The sequence below is a fragment of the Flavobacterium faecale genome, assembly GCF_048320115.1.
In the GTDB taxonomy this organism is placed as follows: Bacteria; Bacteroidota; Bacteroidia; order Flavobacteriales; family Flavobacteriaceae; genus Flavobacterium; species Flavobacterium faecale_A.
The window spans coordinates 3,578,428-3,602,744 of the sequence record NZ_CP182943.1; the positions used below are offsets into that span (position 1 = coordinate 3,578,428).

General features: G+C 34.6%; 20 protein-coding genes. 16 read left to right on the forward strand and 4 right to left on the reverse strand.

Annotated elements, in window-relative coordinates; all coding sequences use genetic code 11:
* The first annotated feature begins 5 nt into the window (after nucleotides 1-5).
* Together pyrE and ACNH59_RS14840 are read left to right on the forward strand one after the other, a co-directional pair.
* The gene (gene pyrE, locus ACNH59_RS14835; RefSeq protein WP_418263299.1) at nucleotides 6-659 is read left to right on the forward strand and encodes an orotate phosphoribosyltransferase; all 654 of its coding nucleotides are present in this window, start codon (nucleotides 6-8) and stop codon (nucleotides 657-659) included.
* A 6-nt stretch (nucleotides 660-665) separates the two neighbouring features.
* A complete protein-coding gene (locus ACNH59_RS14840) occupies nucleotides 666-1,058 on the forward strand; it encodes an SRPBCC family protein (RefSeq protein WP_418263300.1) in 393 nt (130 codons plus the stop codon).
* A gap of 190 nt (nucleotides 1,059-1,248) precedes the next feature.
* Here the strand turns inward: ACNH59_RS14840 and ACNH59_RS14845 are convergent, their stop codons facing one another.
* A complete protein-coding gene (locus tag ACNH59_RS14845; protein WP_418263301.1) occupies nucleotides 1,249-1,980 on the reverse strand; it encodes a biotin--[acetyl-CoA-carboxylase] ligase in 732 nt (243 codons plus the stop codon).
* 99 nt (nucleotides 1,981-2,079) lie between these two features.
* Here ACNH59_RS14845 and rsfS point away from each other — a divergent pair, with 99 nt between their 5' ends.
* The 7 genes from rsfS (at nucleotide 2,080) to ACNH59_RS14880 (ending at nucleotide 7,662) form a co-directional block, all read left to right on the forward strand.
* Nucleotides 2,080-2,451 carry a ribosome silencing factor gene (rsfS, locus tag ACNH59_RS14850; RefSeq protein WP_418263302.1) on the forward strand — a complete coding sequence of 124 codons (372 nt, stop codon included), beginning with the start codon at nucleotides 2,080-2,082 and terminating at the stop codon, nucleotides 2,449-2,451.
* A 16-nt stretch (nucleotides 2,452-2,467) separates the two neighbouring features.
* Nucleotides 2,468-4,396 (forward strand): ATP-dependent zinc metalloprotease FtsH, encoded by a 1,929-nt coding sequence (ftsH, locus tag ACNH59_RS14855; RefSeq protein WP_418263303.1) that lies wholly within the window; start codon nucleotides 2,468-2,470, stop codon nucleotides 4,394-4,396.
* Between the two features lie 114 nt (nucleotides 4,397-4,510).
* The gene (locus ACNH59_RS14860) at nucleotides 4,511-5,113 is read left to right on the forward strand and encodes a lactate utilization protein B/C (RefSeq protein ID WP_418263304.1); all 603 of its coding nucleotides are present in this window, start codon (nucleotides 4,511-4,513) and stop codon (nucleotides 5,111-5,113) included.
* A gap of 1 nt (nucleotide 5,114) precedes the next feature.
* The gene (locus ACNH59_RS14865; RefSeq protein ID WP_418263305.1) at nucleotides 5,115-5,960 is read left to right on the forward strand and encodes a phosphatidate cytidylyltransferase; all 846 of its coding nucleotides are present in this window, start codon (nucleotides 5,115-5,117) and stop codon (nucleotides 5,958-5,960) included.
* Entirely contained in the window at nucleotides 5,950-6,603 is a 654-nt protein-coding gene (locus tag ACNH59_RS14870) for a phosphatidylserine decarboxylase family protein (RefSeq protein WP_418263306.1), read from the forward strand. Before ACNH59_RS14865 ends, ACNH59_RS14870 begins: the two co-directional genes overlap by 11 nt.
* Nucleotides 6,603-6,896, forward strand: coding sequence for an acyl-CoA-binding protein (locus tag ACNH59_RS14875; protein ID WP_418263307.1), 294 nt, complete (start codon nucleotides 6,603-6,605; stop codon nucleotides 6,894-6,896). The genes ACNH59_RS14870 and ACNH59_RS14875 overlap by 1 nt, the downstream gene beginning before the upstream one ends.
* Entirely contained in the window at nucleotides 6,883-7,662 is a 780-nt protein-coding gene (locus ACNH59_RS14880; protein ID WP_418263308.1) for a superoxide dismutase, read from the forward strand. The genes ACNH59_RS14875 and ACNH59_RS14880 overlap by 14 nt, the downstream gene beginning before the upstream one ends.
* Before the next feature lie 65 nt (nucleotides 7,663-7,727).
* On the opposite strand, the gene ACNH59_RS14885 is transcribed toward ACNH59_RS14880, so the two are convergent.
* On the reverse strand, nucleotides 7,728-9,512 hold the full coding sequence (locus tag ACNH59_RS14885) for an alpha-amylase family protein (RefSeq protein ID WP_418263309.1): 1,785 nt from the start codon (nucleotides 9,510-9,512) through the stop codon (nucleotides 7,728-7,730).
* Between the two features lie 274 nt (nucleotides 9,513-9,786).
* Here ACNH59_RS14885 and ACNH59_RS14890 point away from each other — a divergent pair, with 274 nt between their 5' ends.
* The 5 genes from ACNH59_RS14890 (at nucleotide 9,787) to ACNH59_RS14910 (ending at nucleotide 15,921) form a co-directional block, all read left to right on the forward strand.
* On the forward strand, nucleotides 9,787-10,650 hold the full coding sequence (locus tag ACNH59_RS14890) for a DUF808 domain-containing protein (RefSeq protein WP_418263310.1): 864 nt from the start codon (nucleotides 9,787-9,789) through the stop codon (nucleotides 10,648-10,650).
* 132 nt (nucleotides 10,651-10,782) lie between these two features.
* Nucleotides 10,783-12,372, forward strand: a complete 1,590-nt coding sequence (locus tag ACNH59_RS14895; RefSeq protein WP_418263311.1) for an OstA-like protein — start codon at nucleotides 10,783-10,785, stop codon at nucleotides 12,370-12,372.
* Nucleotides 12,373-12,437: 65 nt separating this feature from the next.
* Nucleotides 12,438-13,637, forward strand: coding sequence for an aspartate aminotransferase family protein (locus tag ACNH59_RS14900; RefSeq protein WP_418263312.1), 1,200 nt, complete (start codon nucleotides 12,438-12,440; stop codon nucleotides 13,635-13,637).
* Between the two features lie 134 nt (nucleotides 13,638-13,771).
* Entirely contained in the window at nucleotides 13,772-15,169 is a 1,398-nt protein-coding gene (locus tag ACNH59_RS14905) for a tetratricopeptide repeat protein (protein ID WP_418263313.1), read from the forward strand.
* A complete protein-coding gene (locus ACNH59_RS14910) occupies nucleotides 15,169-15,921 on the forward strand; it encodes a shikimate dehydrogenase family protein (RefSeq protein WP_418263314.1) in 753 nt (250 codons plus the stop codon). Before ACNH59_RS14905 ends, ACNH59_RS14910 begins: the two co-directional genes overlap by 1 nt.
* A gap of 72 nt (nucleotides 15,922-15,993) precedes the next feature.
* Here the strand turns inward: ACNH59_RS14910 and ACNH59_RS14915 are convergent, their stop codons facing one another.
* Complete coding sequence (locus tag ACNH59_RS14915) at nucleotides 15,994-17,268, reverse strand: hypothetical protein (protein WP_418263315.1); 1,275 nt, start codon at nucleotides 17,266-17,268, stop codon at nucleotides 15,994-15,996.
* Nucleotides 17,269-17,312: 44 nt separating this feature from the next.
* A complete protein-coding gene (gyrA, locus tag ACNH59_RS14920) occupies nucleotides 17,313-19,952 on the reverse strand; it encodes a DNA gyrase subunit A (protein ID WP_418263316.1) in 2,640 nt (879 codons plus the stop codon).
* A gap of 256 nt (nucleotides 19,953-20,208) precedes the next feature.
* Here gyrA and ACNH59_RS14925 point away from each other — a divergent pair, with 256 nt between their 5' ends.
* Nucleotides 20,209-22,758, forward strand: a complete 2,550-nt coding sequence (locus ACNH59_RS14925; RefSeq protein ID WP_418263317.1) for an ATP-dependent Clp protease ATP-binding subunit — start codon at nucleotides 20,209-20,211, stop codon at nucleotides 22,756-22,758.
* Nucleotides 22,759-22,898: 140 nt separating this feature from the next.
* Nucleotides 22,899-24,272, forward strand: coding sequence for a 30S ribosomal protein S6--L-glutamate ligase (rimK, locus tag ACNH59_RS14930; protein ID WP_418263318.1), 1,374 nt, complete (start codon nucleotides 22,899-22,901; stop codon nucleotides 24,270-24,272).
* Nucleotides 24,273-24,317 lie beyond the last annotated feature (45 nt).

Here is a 24,317-nt window from a genome sequence, read left to right on the forward strand (position 1 = left end):
GTACTATGATTTTTAATAAAGATACAGCCGAAAAAACAGCCGAATTGCTTTTACAAATAAATGCAATTAAATTGAATCCAGGAAATCCTTTTACATGGGCTTCAGGATGGAAATCGCCTATTTATTGCGATAATCGTTTAATACTCTCATTTCCAGCCATAAGAAATTATGTCCGAGATGAATTTTCTAAACACATTGAGAAACAATTTGGAAAACCTGATGTAATTGCAGGTGTAGCTACTGGAGCCATAGGAATTGGGATACTCGTTGCCGAAAGCATGGGATTACCCTTTGTGTATGTACGTCCAGAAGCTAAAAAGCATGGTCGTCAAAACCAAGTAGAAGGTTTTTTACAAAAAGGCCAAAATGTGGTTGTGGTAGAAGATTTAATCAGTACTGGTAATAGTAGCTTGATGGCTGTAGAAGCTTTGAAAGCAGCAGGAGCCAATATCAAAGGAATGGCTGCTATATTCACTTATGGTTTTGATGTTGCAGAACAAAACTTTAAAGCAGCTAACATTGATTTATACACACTAAGTAACTACCAAAATTTATTAAATTTAGCGGTAGCTAAAAGTTATATTACAGAAAAAGAAGAGGCTACTTTAAGAGAATGGAGTGTTACGCCATCAACATGGAATGTTGTCATTGAAAAATAAACCAAGATGAATCTAGAAAGCCCCAAAGTAACGGTTGAAAAATCAGCTCAGGAATTGTTTGAATCCTTGTCAGACATAAAAAACTTTGAAAAATTAATGCCTGAAAACATTGCTAAATTTGAAGTAGTAGAAGACGATTCTTTTATTTTTGGGCTGAAAGGAATGCCTGAGGTGCATCTAAAAATGAAAGAAAAAATCGCCCCTTCAAAAGTAGTCTTAGGTGCAGCTACTGGAAAACTTCCTTTTACATTGATTGCCTCTATCGATGCAGTATCCGATAATACGAGTGCTGTAAAATTAGATTTTGAAGGCGAATTCAATGCAATGATGGCAATGATGGTAAAAGGTCCTATCAGTAAATTCATTGAAACATTAGCAAATAATATGGGGAAATTATAAAAAAAAACCTATTTTGATATTTTCAAAATCCCTTTTAGTTTCATTTTAGAACTAAAAGGGATTTTCGTTTGAAAAGAGACGAAGAAAATCTATATAATTTCACAAAGCTAATCTTAACTTTGAGTGCTTTCCAAAAAATAAAATACAGATTAAGTTAAAAACGAAGCAGAAAAAACTTCTATAGTAGGGATTAATATAACATTTGAACTTCTTTAATCCCAAATTCAGCTGTTACATCATCCTCTAACAAAACTTGCAATTTCCCTTGACAGGTTACACCTTGAATAATTCCCATGAAGTTTTGGTTAGTCTTCATATTTTTAAAAGCCATGGGCGTGTTTTTTTTGAAAAGCAAATCAGCATAAGTTAGCCAAATAGCATCCCATTTTGGCGTCTTGACCGCCAAATTTTGTTTAATATTTTCAATTATTCGCAATACGAGTGATTCTATATCAAATTCACGTTGACACAAGACTGCCAGTGAAGAAGCTTTGGGTAAGTTTTCTAAGTTAATTTGGTTTACATTCAGCCCAATCCCAATAATGGAATGAATAGTCCCGTCTTGTTTAACACTATTTTCGATCAAAATGCCACCGATTTTAAATTGATATGACATAATGTCGTTAGGCCATTTAATTTTCAATTGAGGAATTTGAAAATGTTCTAAGGCTTGAACAATTGAAACCGCAACCGCTACATTTAAATTAAAAATATCAGAAACACCAGTAAGCGTTTCTTTCAAAAAAACACTCATTATGAGATTCTTACCTGATTCTGTTTGCCAAACCGTCCCCATTTGTCCTCGTCCTTTTGGCTGACTTTCAGCTGTGACAACAGTAAAACTTTCTACTGCTTCCTTTAAACTTAATTGTTTTAGAAAATCATTCGTAGAATCTATGGCATTGAGTTTGATTAGTTTCATTTAGTTATTATTTAACAAACAGCATTTAATATTATGTTAAGGTTCAAAAATAATGACAAAAAATGATAACTTTGCGAACTTACACATATAAAATAATTCATGGCGAAAAAAACAGTAAATAACGATGCTCTTTTAGCGAACATCATAAAAGGAATAGAAGAAGTAAAAGGTAATGACATAGACATTCTAGACTTAAGAGAAATAGACACTTCGGTTTGTGATTATTTTATTATTTGCAACGGAAATTCAAATACTCAGGTTAACGCCATAGTAAACTCCATCCAAAAAACAGTATCGAAAGAATTAAAAGATAAGCCTTGGCATATTGAAGGTACAGATAATGCTGAATGGGTACTGATGGATTACGTAAATATCGTAGTACATGTTTTCCAGAAACACATAAGAGAGTACTACAATATTGAAAGCTTATGGGGGGATGCAAAAATCACTACTATAGAAAACAAATACTAAAGACAATAAACATAGAATGGCAAAAAATAATAACCCAAATCCAAATAAATTTAGAATAAGTCCTTGGTTAGTTTATACAGCCATCCTACTTATTTTCTTATTTATTAGTTTCGTAACTGGTGGTTCTAATATCCAAGAGCCAGCTCAATTAACCTCATCTAAATTCAATGTTTTTTTAGATAAAGGCCAGATTGACAAAGTAATCGTTTACAACAAATCAGAAGCTGAAGTTTTTTTAAAGCCTGAAGCTTTAAAATTACCTGAACATAAAAAAGTTGCTAAAGATATTTTTGACAGACCTAACACAAAGGGACCTCAATACACTTTTGAAATAGGAAATGATCAAATTTTCCAAACCAAACTGGAAAAAGCGGTTGAGGAAGGCAAATTAAAAGATTTTAACTTTTTAGCAAAAAGCAACTGGTCTGATATTATTATCAGCTTACTACCTATCATCATCATTATTGGAGTATGGTTATTTATCATGCGAAAAATGTCAGGTGGTGGCGCTGGTGGTGGCGGACAAATATTCAACATTGGCAAATCCAAAGCCAAATTATTTGACGAAAAAACTGATGTTAAAACTACCTTTAAAGATGTTGCTGGCTTAGAAGGAGCGAAAGAAGAAATACAAGAAATTGTAGAATTTTTGAAAAATCCAGAAAAATACACCAACTTAGGAGGGAAGATCCCTAAAGGTGCCTTACTGGTAGGACCTCCAGGTACAGGGAAGACTTTATTAGCTAAAGCCGTTGCTGGTGAAGCACAAGTACCCTTTTTCTCTTTATCAGGTTCTGATTTTGTGGAGATGTTCGTAGGTGTTGGAGCCTCACGTGTAAGAGATCTTTTTAAACAAGCTAAAGAAAAATCACCTTCCATCATTTTCATTGACGAAATTGATGCTGTGGGTAGAGCGAGAGGAAAAAGCAATATGTCAGGTGGTAATGACGAGCGTGAAAACACTTTAAACCAATTACTAACCGAAATGGATGGTTTTGGAAGCCAAACTAACGTCATCGTTCTAGCAGCAACAAATAGAGCTGATGTATTAGATAAAGCTTTGATGCGTGCTGGTCGTTTTGACAGACAAATCTATGTAGACTTACCAGACGTTAGAGAACGTGCTGAAATTTTCAAAGTACACTTAGCTCCTCTAAAGAAAGTAGAAGGATTAGATCTAGACTTTTTAGCCAAACAAACTCCGGGTTTCTCTGGTGCTGATATTGCTAACGTATGTAATGAAGCGGCTTTAATTGCTGCTAGAAATAACAAAACAGCAGTAGATAAGCAAGATTTCCTTGATGCTGTAGACAGAATTGTTGGTGGTTTAGAGAAAAAGAATAAAATCATCACCATTGAAGAAAAGAAAGCTATTGCCATACATGAAGCAGGACATGCTACTGTAAGCTGGATGCTGGAACATGCCGCTCCACTTATCAAAGTAACTATTGTACCTAGAGGTCAAAGTTTAGGTGCTGCTTGGTATTTACCTGAAGAACGTCAAATTGTACGTCCAGACCAAATGCTTGACGAAATGTGTGCTACAATGGGTGGTAGAGCTGCTGAAAAAGTAATTTTCAACCGAATCTCAACAGGTGCATTAAGTGACTTAGAAAAAGTTACCAAACAAGCTCGAGCTATGGTAACCATTTATGGTTTGAATGATAAAATAGGAAATGTAACTTACTACGACTCAACGGGTCAAAGCGAATACAGTTTCTCTAAACCTTATTCAGAAGAGACTGCCAAAATTATTGACACTGAAATCTCAGAACTGATTGAAGGACAATACCAAAGAGCTATTAAAATATTAGAAGAAAACAAAGACAAACTGAACGAATTAGCAGACATCTTAATTGAAAAAGAAGTGATTTTCAAAGATGACTTAGAAACAATTTTCGGGAAGAGAGCGTTTGACAAAAATCTAGGAGAAATAGTATCTTAAGAAAGGCTTTATTAATAATTATTTTTAAAATCTTAATTCAAAAAACGCTTTTGAATTAAGATTTTTTTATCTTTGAACGTTTTTCAGATAACAAATAAAGCCCCTTTTCATAATATGAGCATTTTCAGCAAACTTTTTGGTTCTAGCAGTGCAGCTTCAGAAGAAGATAATGACAAAGAAAATAAAAACTCTTTTCCTGAAAAAAACATGACTATAGACGAACAATTCATCTATAATTTCAAGAAAAACGGAGGTAAATTTTTGTATTGTGAAAATCAAGAAGAAGTAACAGAACAGTTTGAAAATATACTACAAGAAAATGATTGGTACGAGAGTGAAGTACTTTGTTATGAAGCTTCTCTTTTTGGTATACTAGAAGAAAACAAACTTTCCTTTACTAAAGTTAACAATCCTAAATTTTTATTTGCAGGATGTGAAAACCTGATTGCTGACGAAGGCTCGGTTTTATTTTCATCTCGTCAAATAAAGCAACACAAACCAAACGAATTACCTACCAACATTGTTGTTTTTGCTAAAACAAGTCAAATTCTTGCCTTTAAAACCGATGGCCTCAGTGCTATCAAAAAGAAATATGAAGGTGATTACCCAACCAATATTACCGCGATAAAATATTTTGAAAAAGCAAAAGAAGAAGACTTTACGCAATATGGAAGTTCTGCAAAAAACATTTATTTGTTGCTTTTAGAAGATCTTTAAAATGAATGAAACCCTCAAGAGATCTTTATCAGGAGCTGTTTATATCTTTCTATTAATATTCAGTATCATTTACTCAACCGAAAGTTTTTTTTTACTTTTTGGTGCATTCCTGCTAACTGCTACTATTGAGTTTTGTTCTTTAGTGAAAATAAATAAAATAGCACCTTTTCTATTTGCCTTAGTATGTTATGTTTTTTTCTACAGCATTACTTTTGCTACAAACGGATTCTTATTATCCCTTAAATTCAACAAAACATTTGATTTAATTGTATTAGGCTCCACCTTATTTGTATCTGCGAAATGCATACATTTTTTATTTGACAGTAAATCTTTAAATATAGATACATTTTCAAAATACGTTTATTTACTAGGATATATCATTCTCCCTTTTATCATTATCACTAAAATACCTTTTGGAAAAGCAGGATATAATCCTAAAATCCTAATTAGTATTTTCATTTTGATCTGGACCAATGATTCTTTTGCATACATTGTAGGGAAATCGATAGGGAAAACTAAATTATTTGAACGTATATCACCTAAAAAGACAGTGGAAGGGTTTTTTGGCGGAGTTTTTTTTACAGTTCTAGCCAGTTATATTATCGCAAGATATTATATTCAAATCGCTGAATCCAATATCTACATTTGGATTATTATTGCTCTAATAGTTGGTGTTTTCGGTACTATAGGCGATTTAATCGAGTCAAAATTCAAAAGAGTAGCCGAAGTAAAAGACAGCGGAAAAATAATGCCAGGCCACGGAGGCGTACTAGATCGACTAGATAGTGTTATATTTGTAGCACCAATTGTATTTTTGTTTTATCAAATTTTAAATTATGTTTCATAAAGAGGGAATCAAGACCATTTTACTAGGTATTATTTTTACCGTTACTGTACTATTAGTATCAGATCAATTTATAGCTGTTGAATGGGTGAAAAAGCTTATTCAAATCAGTGCTTTTTTAATATTGATTATTATTTTACAATTCTTCAGAAACCCGAAGAGAACCGCAATCATTAATGAAAATCACATTCTAGCTCCTGTAGACGGAAAGGTAGTGGTTATTGAAGAAGTATATGAAGGAGAATATTTCAAAGACAAACGTTTGCAAGTTTCTATTTTTATGTCACCAGTAAATGTACACGTAACTCGCTATGCAATGAGTGGCTTGGTCAAATTTAGCAAATATCATCCAGGAAAATTTTTGGTTGCTTGGCATCCAAAAGCAAGTGAAGAAAACGAAAGAACGACCATAGTAATTGAAAATAAAACTTTTGGGGCTATATTATACCGCCAGATTGCTGGTGCCTTAGCACGTAGAATTGTAAATTATGCTCAAGAAGGCATGCAGGTAGTGCAAGGAACCGATGCTGGTTTTATTAAATTTGGATCTAGAGTAGATTTATTTTTACCAATCGGAACCAAAATTGACGTTGTTTTAAACCAAAAAGCTATAGGAGGAAAAACTATTATTGCTACTAAAGAGTAATGAGCAAAAAAGATTTAGAAATACAATTTCAAGAAGCATTACAAAAAGCCTCAGAAATGACTCAAGCTTCCCTACCACAAGACGTTCAATTACGCCTATATGCCTATTTCAAACAGGCCACTTTTGGTACAATTGACCCCAAACAACCTAACGCCTCTTTCCACCTTAGAGATGCTTTCAAAACAAACGCTTGGATGCAAATTAGTCATATTTCTGTCTCAGAAGCAAAAAAAAGATACATAGAAATCATTAACTCACTTTTAGAAAAACCAAATTCCAATGAAAACGAATAATTTTTTTATAGTAAGTACACTAGCCGTTCTTTTCTTTATTTCATGTAATAAAAAAAAATATACAGAAGTAGTTGAAGTTCCTTTGCCTACTGCACAAGAAAAAATAACGATAGGCTTCCCAGAAGACGTTAGAGCAGACCCTGGTTCTTTCTTAATGGAAAAATTACCTTATGCTTATGATGCTCTTGCTCCAACAGTTTCCCCTTTAACCCTAGAAACACATTATTCAAAACATTACCTAACCTACACCAATAATTTCAACAAAGCAGTTGCAGGAACAGGACTAGAAAATCTATCTATTGAGGAAGTTCTAAAACAACTCGACCTAAACAATGCTGAATTGCGCAATAACGCCGGTGGTTATTACAACCATGGTTTGTATTGGAAGTCGATGTCCCCAAATGGTGGAGGCAAACCTACTGACACGATAGCATCAGTTATCAATAGGGATTTTGGTTCTTATGAAAATTTCAAAAGAAACTTTTCTGCTGAAGCCAGCAGACAATTTGGTTCCGCTTGGGTATGGCTGGTTGTAGACAAAGGAGGAAAACTTCAAATCACAAGTACTCAAAACCAAGACAATCCATTGATGCGAAATGCCATTGTTCAAGGAACGCCTATAATCGCTTTAGATTTATGGGAACATGCATATTATCTAGGTTACCAATACCGTCGCAGAAGCTATATTGAATCCTTTTTTAATGTCTTAAATTGGAAAAAAATAAACGAAGCCTACGAAGCAAGTACACGAAAAAAATACAGATAATAAAAAGCTGATGTAAATTAAATATACATCAGCTTTTTTATTGCAATTCACATCCTATTTAAATATCATTCCATTTCTAAAATGAAAGATTCTAATGGTTCTAATTGCATTGCAATCAAACCTTCTCCGTTTTTAACCTCCATTATTAATTTGGTTTTCTTGTATAGCTGCTCTTTTAACTTGTATTTTCCATCATTCAAACCCCATTTTTCAATAACTAGGCCTGGTACTTTCAACTCAAAACTACTTTTAATTTCATCAGAAAAATTAACTACAATTACTAATTTTTGAGTTTCAGACCAGCGCGTATAACTATAAATCCACGTATCATAACCTTGCGTATGATATCGGTTTGCGAATTGAATTTCCTGAAATCCTCCCATCAACGCAGAGCTTTCCAATGTAAAATTCAATAACCGTTTGTAAAAATCACGCAAAGAAGCTTCTTCGGCCGTTAACTGCCCACCATCAAATTTCCCATTATTTACCCAACGTTGATGTGATGGCACACCCACATAATCAAAAATAGAAGTTCGAGAATGTGTCCCAAAACCTCCATTCTCATTAGCCGCTTCACCTACTTCCTGGCCAAAATAAATCATTACCGGAGCAGTACTTATCGTAGCCGAAACCACCATCATTGGTTTGCCTTTTTCCCCACTGCCTGCAAATTCTGGACTAGCAATACGCTGTTCATCATGATTATCTAAAAATTTCAACATATGATGACCTATATCCCATAAATCATACTGAATTTGGGTCAATTCATCAGGCCATGAACGTCCTTGAATCACATCTTTTAACTTATCATAGGTACCCACTTTATCATATAGGTAATCCATTTTTCCCATTTTGATATAATTGTAATACAATTGCGGATTATAAACCTCAGCAAGTAAAAACGCATCCGGATTTTCCATTTTGATAGCCGAGTTCATAAAACTCCAAAATTCAAATGGAACTAATTCTGCCATATCATATCGAAACCCATCTACTCCTTTTTTAGTCCAATACAAAGCAATGTCTCTAAATTTATACCAAGAATCTGGCAACTCTTTATCTTTCCAGAATTCAAAGTGTGTTTCATAGGACTCCGTATCATAACCCCATGGTAAAAAAGGAAAATCATAGCTTCCATCAGGACGTACCCCATAATTGATTTTTACAGTTTCGTACCAATCATTTTTGTCTGGACGTGCCAATCGAGAACCATTACCTGTCCATTTAGCAGGAATTTCAACAAATGGTGTACTTAAAGACGGATGCGATTCCCCGCCTAGTGGTGGCTCAATATCGGGTAATTCAAACTGAGAATTGGGAATATAATAAAAATTATTATCCCTGCTATACTCTACTGAACTGTCGTCATTAGCTCCAAAATCTTTCACTCCTCTCGGATTGGTTTTTCCTTCGTATTTTCGAGCCACATGATTAGGTACAATATCAATAATTACTTTCATCCCCGCTTTGTGAGTACGTTCAATCAAAGCCTCAAATTCCTGTAAACGATTTTCAGGATTCACCGCTAAATCAGGGTTTACATTAAAATAATCCTTGACTGCATAAGGAGAACCTGCACGCCCCTTCACCACTGAAGGATGATCATTTGAAATCCCAAAAGCTGTATAATCATTAATCAAGGCATGATGCGGTACTCCCGTATACCAAATATGAGTTACTCCTAGCTTTTTAATTTCCTTAAGCGCTTTAGGGGTAAAATCGGCGAACTTCCCAACTCCATTCTCGTCAATTGTTCCCCAAGGTTTGTTTGTTGTATTAGTATTCCCAAAAAGTCGTGTAAACACATGATACACTACTTTTTTAGTCTCCCTGTTTTTTTCTTTATTCATAATAACTTATTTAGTTCATTCACACCCAAATCATGCAGGTAACCACTAGATTCTTTAATTTCTAAATATAATATTTTCTAAAAAACAACCACTAACAAAGCTGTTGTATTTTCAATTTTAATAATAGAAATCAAAAACTGACCATCTTTGACACAAAAGCACAAAGTTAGTTAGTCGTTAAATTTAAATTAAACCTTATTATTAATGTCAATCTTCTATTATTTTTGTAAAAAAACTAGTAACCTTAGATAAAAACTAGTAAAAACAATAACAAATGGCTTCAGGAATTTTTTTATTATTAGACGATATCGCAGCATTAATGGATGATGTGGTTGTGATGAGCAAAGTGGCGACAAAAAAAACCGCTGGAATTTTAGGCGATGATTTAGCCGTTAATGCCGAAAAAGCATCTGGTTTTGTCTCTTCTAGAGAGATTCCTGTTTTGTGGGCAATTACAAAAGGTTCACTTCTAAACAAAATTATCATTCTCCCGCTAGCTTTTGTGTTGAGTTATTTTGTACCTGTATCCATCACAGTCATTCTTTCAATAGGAGCAATTTATTTGGCCTACGAAGGTGCTGAAAAAATTTATGAATATTTTTTCCCTCACCATCATGAAACAGCTACAGCTTTGACTCAAAACTTGACAGAAGCTGAAATAATAGAACAAGAAAAAAGCAAAATCAAATCGGCAATCTTAACAGATTTTATTCTTTCAATTGAAATAATAATTATTGCCCTAGGAACCGTACTCGAAAAATCAATTACTACTCAAATCATTGTCACCTCTTTCATCGCTTTACTAGCGACTGTAGGCGTTTATGGAATAGTTGCCATCATAGTACGTATGGATGATTTAGGTTTAATTTTGAGTAGAAAACAGCACAAGATTCAGCAGATTATTGGAAAGATATTGATTCAAGCATTACCCAAAGTGATTCAATCTTTAGCTTTCATTGGTACTATTGCCTTACTTCTTGTTTCTGGAGGGATTTTCAAGCACAACATTGACTATTTTCACCACTTTTTGGACAGTTTTCCATCCTTGGCTAGCGAATTTATTCTAGGCCTCGCCATTGGAGGAATTACACTATTCACAATAAGTAGCTTTCAATTTATTAGAAAAAAAATCATGTAATTTTATTCCTAAACACATCTTTTCAAATCTTGAAAGCAATAACCAATTTCATTGCTTCCTTTTTCATAAATTTGACGAAAAATATTTCCATTGAAACCATTTCATTTTTTTATTAGCTTTTTCTTGTTTCTCATGAGTTTTCAAACACTTGTGGCACAAACTCCCAAAAAAATCATTATTGAACATTCGGACTTTGCAGATGTTAATGAAGCCGAGATTCCAGATGCTTTTTTACTTACTGGAAATGTGAGCGTTAACCACGACGGAATAGTTTTAACTTGCAACAAAGCCTATTATTTTCAAAAAGAAAATTACATAAAAGCTTTTGGAAATGTTCAACTGGTACAGGGAGATACACTTTACCTCAATAGTAAATATGCTGAATACAACGGTAATATGAAACAAGCATTTGCCACTGGAAATGCAGTGATGAGTTCTCCAGATGCTACTTTAGCTACGGATACTATCAATTTTAACCGAAATACGCAAGAGGTTTACTACAACACGCAAGGAACAATTACAAATCGAGAAAACACCTTAAAATCGAAATCTGGTCGCTATTATGTAGCTCAAAAGAAATTTCAATTTTTAACTGCTGTAACAATTACTAACCCAACTTATGTCATCAAGTCTAACCACTTAGACTATTACAGTAACTCAGGCCACTCATATCTTTTTGGACCTTCAACAATAACAAGTAAAGCCAATTATATCTATACAGAAAAAGGTTTTTATGACACAAAAAAGAATCTCGCTCACTTTTTAAGAAAATCCTATATTCGTTATGATGACCGTTTAATTGAAGGAGACAGTTTGTATTACGACCGAAATAAAGAATTTGCTTCAGCCACACGAAATGTCAAAATCACAGATACCATCAACAAAGGGATTGTAAAAGGTCATTATGCCGAAATGTACAAGAAAAAAGACTCTCTTTTTGTAACCAAAAGGGCTGTGGCTATAAATTTGGTCGAAAAGGACTCTGTTTACATTCATGGAAAAAAATTAATGGTAACAGGACCTGAAGGCAACCGAATCATTCGCGCATTTAATAATGTTCGGTTCTTTAAAACAGATATGAGTGGCAAATGTGATTCTCTGCATTCTAGTTCCAAAGAAGCTTTGACCAAACTAATTGGGAATCCAATTTTATGGAATGGCGAAAATCAAATCACAGGGGACATTATGCATCTTATTGGCAGCAATCAAACTCGAAAACTCGATTCTTTAAAAGTGCTTAACAATACTTTTTTAGTATCCAAAGACACTTTGGGAACTGGCTTCAACCAAGTCAAAGGTCTCAATTTATATGGTAAATTTGAAGAAGGCAAACTCCACGAAGTTGATATTGTCAAAAACGCGGAAGTTATTTATTATATGCGGAATGACGCTCAGGAACTCATTGGTATAAATAAAAATGTAAGTAGTAGAATCAATATGACAATGGCTGATAATACAGCCGAAACTATTACTTTTTACAACCAAGTGGATGGAAATATTTATCCTGAAGAGGAATTGCCTGAAAATGCACGAAAACTGAGGGGTCTCAATTGGCGTGGCGAAGAAAGAATTAAAAACAAAGACGATATTTTCTCCGAAGAGGACAATCAAATGAATGAAAAATTAGTCCAAGAAGGTGAAATTGACAAGGCCAAAACCAACGTTCCTATGAAAATCAGGAAAGAAACTTTGGACTATGACAAGAAGAAAAAGAAGAAATAAATTTAGTACTAAGTCGTAACTTAAAATAAAAACTTTGTGAACTTTGTAATTAAAAAAGAACGAAATTGAATTCAGATTTTATAAAATACCAAGCGCAAACCTCTCCTTACCCTTTGGGCATGGAAGTTTCTCATGCAAAAGGCTCCTATATATACGACACAAACAATAAAAAATATTTGGATTTTGTCGCTGGTGTTTCTGCTTGTACCTTGGGACATCAACCACAAAGAGTCAATCAAGCTATAAAGGATCAATTAGATAAATATTCCCATGTAATGGTTTACGGAGAATATTCTCAAAGTCCCGCAGTTGAATATTGCAAATTAATGGCTTCTCTCCTACCTGCACCTTTGAACAAAACCTATTTGGTTAATTCTGGAACAGAAGCAATTGAAGGAGCTTTAAAACTTGCCAAACGTGTTACAGGACGTAGCCAATTGCTATCCTGTCACAATGCTTACCACGGCAACACCATGGGCTCTATGAGTGTAATGGGTTTCGAAGAACGTAAACAAGCTTTCCGCCCCTTACTTCCAGATATTGATTTTATCACCTTTAACAATGAAGCTGATTTAGAAAAAATAACCACTAGAACCGCTGGAATATTATTAGAAACAATTCAAGGTGGTGCTGGTTTTATCCAACCAGAAAATGATTTCTTAAAAAAAGTACGGCAACGTTGTACCGAAGTAGGTGCCTTAATGATATTGGACGAAATCCAACCTGGTTTTGGACGAACAGGTAAATTATTTGGATTTCAAAATTACGATATCGTTCCTGATATTGTGGTTATGGGTAAAGGCATGGGAGGCGGAATGCCAGTAGGCGCTTTCACAGCTTCATCAGAAATGATGGACTTACTTACCCATAGTCCTAAATTAGGACACATCACAACCTTTGGAGGACATCCTGTCATTGCGTCAGCCTGCTTAGCCACTTTACAAGAATTAACAGAAACTGATCTTATAGAAGCTACTTTAGTAAAAGAAAAACTCTTTAGATCACTTTTGGTACATCCTTTGATACAAGAAATAAGAGGAAAAGGGTTAATGCTTGCCATTATGACAAATAGTGCAGACATTACAAATGAAGTGATATTGAAGTGCCAAGACAGAGGACTTATTTTATTTTGGTTACTCTTTGAAAGTTGTGCCATTCGAATCACTCCCCCTTTGACTATTTCCGAAGAAGAAATTCGTGAAGGTTGTGCGATATTGATAGATGTGATGAACGAACTGGCTTTAAAACAGGAAAATAATAACTAAAAAAATACCATATTACTAATAATTCATTACCTCTTAGATTGTTAATTAAATTGTTTACAACAATTCTAGATTTTCTTCCTCATAAAAGTAATGATGCCTAACTTTAAATAGGCTAAATTCTAAACAACAACAGTATGCAACTAAGTGACGAAGAAGAAAACTATAACTTATCGCTTTCCAAATTCGAGTCCATGTTAAAAACCAATAAGGTGCTCTTTTTTGACTCTGAAGAATTTGAGGAAATTATCCTTCACTATTTGGATACAGGTAAGACGGCGTTGGCTAAAAAAGCCCTAAAATTAGCACTTGACCAACATCCTAAATCAACTGGTTTAAAATTGGTCCAAGTTGAAATGCTTATTTTTGAGGACAAGCTAGATATTGCGGAAAAATTACTCAACGAACTCTATGCTATTGAGCCCAACAATGAAGAAATTTACATTCAAAAGGCCAATATTTGCTCTAAGAGAGACTTGCATGAAAAAGCCGTAGAATATCTTAAAATGGCATTAGACCATACCGATGATTATGCCGATGTGTATAACTTGATGGGAATGGAGTACTTATTTATGGATAATCTTGAAGAAGCAAAGAATAGCTTCATAAAATGTCTCGAAGAAGATATCGAAGATCAATCGGCACTATATAATGTGGTGTATTGTTTTGAGTTTTTAGATCAAAATATAGAAGCTATTGAATACCTCAATCAATATATAGATAAGAATCCATATAGCGAAATCGCATGGCACCAGAAAGGACGTTTACACTATGGATTAACACAGTATGATGAAGCTATTCGTGCCTTTGAATACGCTACTTTAATTGACGAAGATTTTCTAGGGGCTCATATGGAAAAAGCCAAAGCATACGAACGTCTGAATCAATACGATAAAGCCATCGAAAGCTACAATCGCACCATTGAGCTAGATGACGCCACCTCTTATGCTTTATTAAGAATAGGAAAGTGCCATGAAAAATTAGGAAACACTGCTTTAGCATTAAAATTTTATAACGAAACAGTACATGAAGACCCATTACTTGACAAAGGTTGGATTGCTATTACTGATTTTTACGTTCGTCAAAATAACTTTCAAAAAGCATTATTTTTTGTCAACAAAGCACTAGCTATTGACAATCAAAATAAGCTGTATTGGAAACGTTATGCTACTATCAACAAACAAATGAACTTTTTTGAAGAGGCAGAATTTGGATATAGAAAAGCAGTAGAATTTGGCGATACCGAATTAGACACTTGGTTGTTTTGGGTTGACTTATTGCAATTTTTAGGAGAATTTGACGGTGCTATCATGACACTATTACAAGCTACCGAATTTTATCCGGAATCAAATGAAATTGAATATCGATTGGCAGGATTGTATTTTATGATTCAAGACACTGCTAAAGCCAAATTTCACTTGAGCAATGCATTACGTCTCAATTTTGACAACTATATTCTTTTAGAAGACCTATACCCTATAGCTTGGGCTAAAAAAAGTGTTAGAAATTATATTGATAAACATAAGAAAGAATAATGATTACGATTAACAAAAAGCGTTATGGCTTATTAGGAAAAAATATTAGCTACTCCTTTTCAAGAGGATATTTTAAAGAAAAATTTGAATCGGGTAATTACGAGGGATGTAGCTATGAAAATTTTGACATTCCTGAAATTACAGATTTCCCAAGTATTATCGAACACCACCCATCTGATTTAAAAGGGATTAATGTCACTATTCCATATAAAGAAGTAGTTATTCCTTACTTAGATAAATTATCCAAAAAAGCAGCCAAAATTGGAGCCGTAAACACCATTAAGATTACAAAAAAAGGCAAATTAAAAGGCTATAATACTGATTATTACGGATTTAAAAAGTCATTACAATCACTTTTACAACCACATCATCAGAAAGCATTAATCTTAGGTACTGGTGGTGCTTCTAAAGGAGTTGCTTTTGCCCTAGAAGAGTTGGGTATACAATATACATTTGTCTCTAGAGGAAACAAAGCAAACACCATTGATTACAGTCAAATCAACGAAGCTACTTTTAATCAATACCACATCATTATTAACTGTACTCCAGTAGGTACAAGTCCTAATATCGATGCTTGCCCTGATATTCCTTACGAATATTTTTCAGACAAACATATCGCTTACGACTTAATTTACAATCCTGCCGAAACGAAATTTCTCCAGCAAGCCAAAGCAAAAGGTTCTCAAATAAAAAATGGACTGAAAATGCTTGAATTACAGGCTGAAAAATCTTGGGAAATCTGGAACAAATAAACTCCCATAACAACACTAAAAAACCCGCTTAGAATCAAATCTAAGCGGGTTCTTATTTTGGTACAAACTGGATTATTTACCCATTTTTTCTTTAAGTGCTTTTTTCTCAGCAGACATTTCCAATGCTCCATAAACACTCATAAGAGTTGTCGAAATGTCTTCATTTTTAGGATCGATTTCCATAGCTTTTACTAGTAAAGGAATAACTCCTTGGTAAATCTTTTTCTTCTCAGCTTTCAAAACTTCATACCTTTTATTGTCTTTGTCAGAAGTTCCCAATTTATTCATCTCTGCATTGATTGGTGTTTCAGCTTCTAATTTTAAAGCAACTAAATTAATGTAAGCGTTCATATACTTTGGTTGCACCTCAATTGCTTTCTTATAGTACATCTCGGCCTCTTCTTTATTTTTAGCATTTGCACTAACCACACCTAAGTTAAACAACAAATCAGGATCATTAGGGTTCTTAGCTAAAATTTCAGAAACTAATTTTTTATAGGTATCGAAATCTTTGGTCTCCAAATATAAATTAGCTTCAGTCAATGCCAAAGAACTATCAGAAGGATTTAAAGCTTTAGCCTCAGCTATTACTTTCTTGGCTTCTTCGATGTTTTTTTGCTGAACCAAAATCAAAGAAATATTTTTATAAATCTCTCCTTGTTTTGATGGTATCACTTCGACTCTCGGTTTTGAATGGGTTTTCAATTTCACCATTTTATCCATCTCAGCTTTAGTAGCGAATGATTCTTCTTTATTTGAAACTTCGCTTGTAGCCATAAAAGATTTAGATTTACCAGTGAAATTAAGTTTTCTTAATTCTTGCAAGTCCTTAAGAGCCCCTTCGTAATCTTTCGCATTCAATCTAAAACTTGAAGCATAATACAAATTCAAAGTGTCTTTTTTATCTAATAGATAGGCTTCATATAACTTTTTTGCTCCATCCTTAAAATTTTCAGCTTTTGAATCTTCAATTGCTCCATTGATTAATTTGTCCTTAACCTTTGCAACTACTTTATTCATTTCAGCTGAATACTCCTTTTTACCAGATTTTCTCTCAATTTCCATTACTTTTTTAGCTGCCTTAGCTGCCTTCAATAAGTTCTTTTCAGTATCAACATTTTTGTCAGCGGCATCCATGTATACCGTTTCCCTTAAATAATAATACTTCGCTTGCTCTTCTTCAGAAGCATTCGTAAGCAACGGTTCTGCTTCATTTAAAAAATTAGCAACTTCCGCAATATTCCCCTTTTTCAAGGCTTTTTCTGCAGACTTTAATTGGTCCTTTTGAGCAAAGGTAGCTACTGACATCACCAAAGCCGAAGCAAGCAATACGTTTTTAGCTTTCATAATAAATTATTTTTAAAATTAGTTAGTTTGTTTTCATTTTACACCTAAGACTCATCATCTTCATCTTCTAGTTCTTCATCACTATCGTCCTCTACTATTTCTTCATCCTCATCGTCGTCGTCCTCAACGACATCGTCTTCCAGAACCTCTAGAACTGGTTTCACTCTTTCAATTGTTTCAATTACTTCACCGTCTTCGCCAATTACTTTTTCTTCTTCTTCATCTTTCATTACTTTGGCTACTGCTGCAATTGAATCGTTCCCTTTAAGATTAATCAACTTAACACCTTGAGTAGCACGTCCCATAACACGTAAATCCTCAATTGCCATTCTGATTGTCAATCCTGATTTATTAATAATCATTAAATCATCAGCATCAGTAACAGCATTTATGGAAATTAATTTTCCTGTTTTCTCAGTAATATTAAGTGTCTTGACACCTTTTCCACCTCGATTAGTGATACGATAAACATCTTCTCCGTCATCATCCACTAACTTAGTACGTTTTCCATACCCATTTTCAGTTACAACTAAAACTTGAGAATCATTTACTGCATCTTTATCTACAGTAACCATACCAATTACTTCATCTGTATCATCTTTTAACGTAATTCCACGTACTCCAGAGGCTGTTCTTCCCATCGGACGTGTTTTCGTTTCTTCAAAACGAACTAGTTTACCTGACTTAACTGCAAGGATAATTTGACTTTCACCGTTGGTTAATTTAGCTTCTAATAACTCATCACCTTCTTTAATTGTGATAGCGGCAACACCATTTACTCTAGGTTTAGAATATTTCTCCAAAGAAGTTTTCTTTACCTGTCCTTTTTTGGTCACCATTACTAAATTATGGGTAGTGATATAGTCCTTATCTTTAAGATCTTGCGTACAAATAAAAGCTTTTACTTTATCATCACTTTCAATATTCACTAAGTTTTGAATCGCTCTACCTTTTGCGGTTTTACTACCTTCTGGGATTTCATACACACGCATCCAGAAACATTTTCCTTTTTGTGTAAAGAACATCATGTATTGATGGTTAGTTGCCACAAACATATGTTCTAAGAAATCTTGATCTCTCGTTCCTGCACTTTTTTGCCCTACTCCACCTCTATTTTGAGTTTTGTATTCGGTTAAGTTGGTACGTTTAATGTATCCAGCATGCGAAATCGTAATTACTACTTGTTCGTCTGCAATCAAATCTTCGATACTTACATCTCCACCAGAATATTCAATTTGAGAACGACGTTCATCACCGTATTTATCTCTTATTTCGGTAAGCTCTTCTTTTATTAAAGCAATACGCAAGTTGACATCTGCTAATAAAGCTCTTAAGTGCTCAATTAACTTCATGATTTCTTCGTACTCCGCTCTTAATTTATCTTGCTCCAGTCCTGTCAATTGACGCAAACGCATCTCAACAATGGCTCTCGCTTGAATATCTGACAAATTAAATCTTTCGATTAATTTCTCTCTAGCTTCTTCTGTATTCTTAGAGGCTTTGATTAAAGCGATTACTTCGTCAATATTATCAGAAGCGATGATTAATCCTTCTAAAATATGTGCTCTTTCTTCTGCTTTTCGCAATTCGAACTTGGTTCTACGAATCACAACATCGTGACGGTGTTCTACAAAATAATGAATCATATCTTTTAGATTCAACATTTGAGGACGTCCGTTTACCAATGCAATATTGTTCACACTGAACGAAGACTGTAATTGTGTATACTTATATAAGGTATTCAAAACTACGTTAGGTGTTGCATCACGTTTTAAGATGTACACAATACGCATACCTGTTCTATCTGACTCGTCACGAATATTTGCAATTCCGTCAATTTTTTTCTCATTAACTAAGTCCGCAGTACGCTTAATCATATCTGCCTTATTGACTTGGTATGGAATTTCAGTTACGATAATACTTTCTCTTCCATCTACCTCTTCAAAACCAACTTTAGCACGCATCACTACACGTCCACGTCCTGTTTTAAAGGCTTCACGAACTCCCTCATATCCATAAATCACACCTCCAGTAGGGAAATCAGGTGCTTTAATATGAGTGATTAATTCATCAATTTCAATGTCATTATTATCGATGTAAGCTAAAGTACCATTGATCACTTCCGTTAAATTGTGAGGAGGCATATTAGTAGCCATACCCACGGCAATACCTGTTGCTCCGTTAACCAACAAAGTTGGCACACGGGTAGGCATTACTTTTGGCTCATATAAAGTATCATCAAAGTTCAATTGAAAATCAACTGTTTCTTTTTCGATATCTGACATAATTTCTTCAGAGATCTTACGCATTCTGGCCTCTGTGTAACGCATAGCTGCAGGGCTATCACCATCAACAGAACCAAAGTTACCTTGACCATCTACTAATAAATAACGCATGCTCCACTCCTGAGCCATACGAACCATGGCATCATATACAGAGGTATCTCCGTGTGGGTGATACTTACCCAAAACTTCTCCAACGATTCTGGCAGACTTTTTATGGGCTTTATTTGAAAAAACTCCTAAATCATACATTCCATAAAGAACACGACGATGTACAGGCTTCAAACCATCTCTAACATCTGGAAGCGCTCTAGATACAATAACCGACATTGAATAATCAATGTAAGCTGATTTCATTTCATCTTCTATATTAATAGGAATTAACTTTTCTCCTTCAGACATAAGTTGTTATATTAAATATTATATTCGTTTCAAAACGTGCCAATATACAGCTTTTTGAAATTTTTAAAAGCTTTTTACCTCACTAATTTCAATGATTTATTAACAAACCTAGCCCATATTTGTTGAATAAATTAACCTTTTTTTTAACCATATTATTTATTTTTTTTGTCACTTAGCTGTCAAGACCCGATAAAGGAATGATTTTTGTTTTTAAAATACTAAATCACTAAATTTACTGATACCAATTACAAATATTATGGATGATAATTTTTCACCAAGAGTAAAAGACGTTATTACCTACAGCAAGGAAGAGGCCTTGCGATTAGGTCATGACTTTATAGGAACAGAGCACTTAATGCTAGGTATCTTAAGGGACGGTAATGGAAAAGCTATAAGAATATTAAACAATCTTTCTGTTGACCTAGAACATTTACGCAGAAAAGTAGAAATACTAAGCCCCGCAAACCCAACCACTGAAACCAACATCGAGAAGAAAAATTTACATTTGACTCGTCAAGCCGAAAGAGCTTTAAAAACAACTTTTTTAGAGGCCAAAGTTTTTCAAAGCACTTCTATCAGTACAGCGCATTTATTGCTATGTATATTAAGAAACGAAAATGATCCCACAACCAAGCTACTAAATAAACTAAAAATAGATTATGACCTAGCTAAAGAACAATATTTAAATATGACACCAAACGAAGAAGAATTCCTAGAAAACCTACCTAGAGCTACTGATTCATATAATGACGATCTAGGACAAGATGACAGCCTAAAAGAAGGCAATTTCAATAATCCTGCTAATAAATCTAATAAAAAATCAAAAACACCAGTTCTTGACAACTTTGGTAGAGATTTAACAGAAATGGCTGAAGAAGGTAAACTAGATCCAGTTGTAGGACGTGAAAAAGAAATTGAGCGTGTTAGCCAGATTTTAAGCCGTCGTAAAAAGAACAATCCGTTATTGATTGGAGAACCTGGCGTAGGTAAATCTGCTATTGCAGAAGGTCTTGCTTTACGCATTATCCAAAAGAAAGTTTCTCGCATCTTATTCAACAAACGCGTTGTTACTTTAGACCTTGCAAGCCTTGTAGCTGGCACTAAGTACCGCGGACAGTTCGAAGAGAGAATGAAAGCGGTGATGAATGAATTAGAAAAAAATGACGACATTATCCTTTTTATTGATGAAATCCACACTATTGTAGGTGCTGGCGGAGCCACTGGTTCACTAGACGCTTCCAATATGTTCAAACCTGCATTAGCAAGAGGTGAAATACAATGTATTGGTGCTACTACTTTGGACGAGTATAGACAATACATCGAAAAAGATGGTGCTTTAGAAAGACGTTTCCAAAAAATTATCGTAGAACCTACATCAGTTGAGGAAACCATCACCATTTTGAATAACGTTAAAAACAAATACGAAGACCACCACAATGTAACTTATAGCCCAGAAGCCATTGAAGCTTGTGTAAAATTAACCAATCGCTATATGTCGGAGCGCTTTTTACCAGACAAAGCCATTGATGCCTTGGACGAAGCAGGATCACGTGTTCATATTACCAACATTGAAGTTCCTAAACAAATACTTGATCTCGAACGTCAATTAGAAGACATTAGAGAGCTTAAAAATGTAGTTGTTAAAAAACAAAAATATGAAGAAGCAGCTAAACTTCGTGATGACGAAAAACGTCTTGAAAAAGATTTAGCCATCGCACAAGAACAATGGGAAGAGGACGCTAAAAACAACAGAATAGAAGTAACAGAAGACAATGTTGCCGACGTAGTTTCTATGATGACAGGAATTCCCGTAAATCGTATTGCCCAAACCGAAAGCAATAAACTCGCGAAGTTACCAGACCTAATTGAAAGCAAGGTTATTGGTCAAAAAGAAGCCGTGATGAAAATCGCTCGTTCTATTCAAAGAAACAGAGCAGGCTTGAAAGACCCTAACCGACCAATAGGTTCCTTTATTTTTCTAGGCCAAACTGGTGTTGGTAAAACACAGTTAGCCAAAGTTCTTGCTAGAGAATTATTTGATTCTGAAGACGCTTTGGTTCGTATTGACATGAGTGAGTACATGGAGAAATTTGCGATATCTAGATTAGTGGGAGCACCTCCAGGATACGTTGGTTACGAAGAAGGCGGCCAATTAACCGAAAAGGTAAGAAGAAAACCTTATGCTGTAGTACTTTTAGACGAGATCGAAAAAGCACATCCAGATGTATTCAACATGCTTTTACAAGTACTTGACGATGGATTCTTAACGGATAGTTTAGGTCGTAAAATTGATTTCAAAAACACAATCATCATTATGACTTCAAATGTAGGTGCGAGACAATTAAAAGATTTCGGACAAGGAGTTGGATTTGGAACAGCCGCTAAAGTGGCACAAGCTGATGATAACTCAAAAAGCATTATTGAAAATGCTTTAAAGAAAACATTTGCACCTGAATTCTTAAACAGAATTGACGATGTGATTGTATTTAATGCATTAGAGAAAGCCGACATCGATTTGATTATCGAAATTGAATTAAAGAAATTATATTCTAGAATTGCCGAATTAGGATACATTTTAAAACTTTCTGACAAAGCAAAAAGCTTTATCGCTGACAAAGGATTTGACAAACAATTTGGAGCAAGACCCCTAAAAAGAGCCATTCAAAAATACGTTGAAGACTCATTGGCAGAAGAAATAATCACTTCTAAAATAGATTCAGGTGATGAAATATTTATGGATATTGAAGATGGAGCACAAGAACTATCCGTCGAGATACATAAAGCTGGAGAAGCCAAAAAGAAATAATTTATGATTCTCAATAATTTACAAACCCGTTACGTTTTATTAACATAACGGGTTTGTTTTTTAACGTATTCTTGACTAAAATCAAAAAACTATAGCTACTTTTACTTCTACTTAAAATTAGGCTAAACAAATCATAAAAAATGTCTCTAAACAAAGTCATACTCGGTAGTGAAGAATGGTGTTCACTACCTGAATTAGGCATCCCAACCATCAAAGCTCGTGTAGATTCAGGTGCTAAAACATCCGCTTTACACGCTGTAAACATTGCTCCTTTCATAAAAAACGAAACTAATTGGGTTAAATTCGACATTAATCCTATTCAGAATAATCAAAAAACTGTCATCCATTGTGAAGCTCCATTAATCGACAAAAGAATTGTAAAAAGCTCCAGTGGATTCAGAGAACAACGTTATGTCATCCAAACCCCTTTAGAAATTGGAGGAGAAAAATGGCTTATCGAAATGACATTAACCAACCGAGATTCCATGGGGTATCGCATGCTCTTAGGCAGAGAAGCCATGAGTGGCAGAGTACTAGTGGACCCAGAACAACAATATCTTCTAGGAAAACCTACAACCGAGCACCTCAAAGAACTATACAAAGATGCCGAAAAACAGACCACAGGTTTACGAATTGGACTTTTAGCTAGTAATCCCGAACTATACAGCAACAAAAGAATCATGGAAGCAGGCGAAATGCGCGGCCATGAAATGCATTTTCTTAATATTAAGGAATGCTATATGAAATTGGACGCTGAAAAACCCGAAATACATTACAGGGGAGGAATTATCTTAAACCAGTTTGACGCAATTATTCCTAGAATTCGCCCTAGTGCTACATTTTATGGATGCACCTTAACGCGTCAATTTGAAGCTCTAAAAGTATACTGTTTAAATTCGTCTACAGCGATAACCCAGTCCCGTGATAAATTATACTCACTCCAACTACTACTACATAGCGGAATCGGTATTCCAACCACAGGATTTGCAAATTCTCCTTTAGACACTAATGATTTGATAAAAATGGTTGGAGGACCACCATTAATTGTAAAATTATTAGAAGGAACACAAGGAAAAGGAGTGGTTTTAGCAGAAACCAAAAAAGCTGCTGAAAGTGTTATCAACGCTTTCAAAAGTCTCAACGCAAACATCCTTGTTCAGGAATTTATTAAAGAAGCAAACGGTAAAGATATTCGTTGCTTTGTCATTGACGGTAAAGTAGTCGCTTCTATACAAAGAGAAGCCATGCCTGGAGAATTTAGAGCTAACATTCATCTAGGAGGAACAGCTTCTATCATCAAAGCTACAGCAGAAGAAAAACGAATTGCCATTAAAGCCGCCAAAGCCATGGACCTAAAAGTTGCAGGTGTTGATATTATTCGTTCTTCAAAAGGACCATTATTACTGGAAGTAAACTCTTCACCGGGCCTTGAAGGAATTGAAGGTGCTACAAACAAAGATATTGCAGGTGAAATGATTAAAGCGATTGAAAAAAACTTTATCAAATCAAAGTAATCTCATTTCAAAACACACACTTTAAAACAAAAAAACATCCTAAAT

What these genes read in the sequence shown, in the direction of transcription:
- pyrE (WP_418263299.1), top strand. Translation starts at nt 6, where the DNA reads ATGATTTTTAATAAAGATACAGCCGAAAAAACAGCCGAATTGCTTTTA.
- ACNH59_RS14840 (WP_418263300.1), top strand. Translation starts at nt 666, where the DNA reads ATGAATCTAGAAAGCCCCAAAGTAACGGTTGAAAAATCAGCTCAGGAA.
- ACNH59_RS14845 (WP_418263301.1), bottom strand. Translation starts at nt 1,980, where the DNA reads ATGAAACTAATCAAACTCAATGCCATAGATTCTACGAATGATTTTCTA.
- rsfS (WP_418263302.1), top strand. Translation starts at nt 2,080, where the DNA reads ATGGCGAAAAAAACAGTAAATAACGATGCTCTTTTAGCGAACATCATA.
- ftsH (WP_418263303.1), top strand. Translation starts at nt 2,468, where the DNA reads ATGGCAAAAAATAATAACCCAAATCCAAATAAATTTAGAATAAGTCCT.
- ACNH59_RS14860 (WP_418263304.1), top strand. Translation starts at nt 4,511, where the DNA reads ATGAGCATTTTCAGCAAACTTTTTGGTTCTAGCAGTGCAGCTTCAGAA.
- ACNH59_RS14865 (WP_418263305.1), top strand. Translation starts at nt 5,115, where the DNA reads ATGAATGAAACCCTCAAGAGATCTTTATCAGGAGCTGTTTATATCTTT.
- ACNH59_RS14870 (WP_418263306.1), top strand. Translation starts at nt 5,950, where the DNA reads ATGTTTCATAAAGAGGGAATCAAGACCATTTTACTAGGTATTATTTTT.
- ACNH59_RS14875 (WP_418263307.1), top strand. Translation starts at nt 6,603, where the DNA reads ATGAGCAAAAAAGATTTAGAAATACAATTTCAAGAAGCATTACAAAAA.
- ACNH59_RS14880 (WP_418263308.1), top strand. Translation starts at nt 6,883, where the DNA reads ATGAAAACGAATAATTTTTTTATAGTAAGTACACTAGCCGTTCTTTTC.
- ACNH59_RS14885 (WP_418263309.1), bottom strand. Translation starts at nt 9,512, where the DNA reads ATGAATAAAGAAAAAAACAGGGAGACTAAAAAAGTAGTGTATCATGTG.
- ACNH59_RS14890 (WP_418263310.1), top strand. Translation starts at nt 9,787, where the DNA reads ATGGCTTCAGGAATTTTTTTATTATTAGACGATATCGCAGCATTAATG.
- ACNH59_RS14895 (WP_418263311.1), top strand. Translation starts at nt 10,783, where the DNA reads ATGAGTTTTCAAACACTTGTGGCACAAACTCCCAAAAAAATCATTATT.
- ACNH59_RS14905 (WP_418263313.1), top strand. Translation starts at nt 13,772, where the DNA reads ATGCAACTAAGTGACGAAGAAGAAAACTATAACTTATCGCTTTCCAAA.
- ACNH59_RS14910 (WP_418263314.1), top strand. Translation starts at nt 15,169, where the DNA reads ATGATTACGATTAACAAAAAGCGTTATGGCTTATTAGGAAAAAATATT.
- ACNH59_RS14915 (WP_418263315.1), bottom strand. Translation starts at nt 17,268, where the DNA reads ATGAAAGCTAAAAACGTATTGCTTGCTTCGGCTTTGGTGATGTCAGTA.
- gyrA (WP_418263316.1), bottom strand. Translation starts at nt 19,952, where the DNA reads ATGTCTGAAGGAGAAAAGTTAATTCCTATTAATATAGAAGATGAAATG.
- ACNH59_RS14925 (WP_418263317.1), top strand. Translation starts at nt 20,209, where the DNA reads ATGGATGATAATTTTTCACCAAGAGTAAAAGACGTTATTACCTACAGC.
- rimK (WP_418263318.1), top strand. Translation starts at nt 22,899, where the DNA reads ATGTCTCTAAACAAAGTCATACTCGGTAGTGAAGAATGGTGTTCACTA.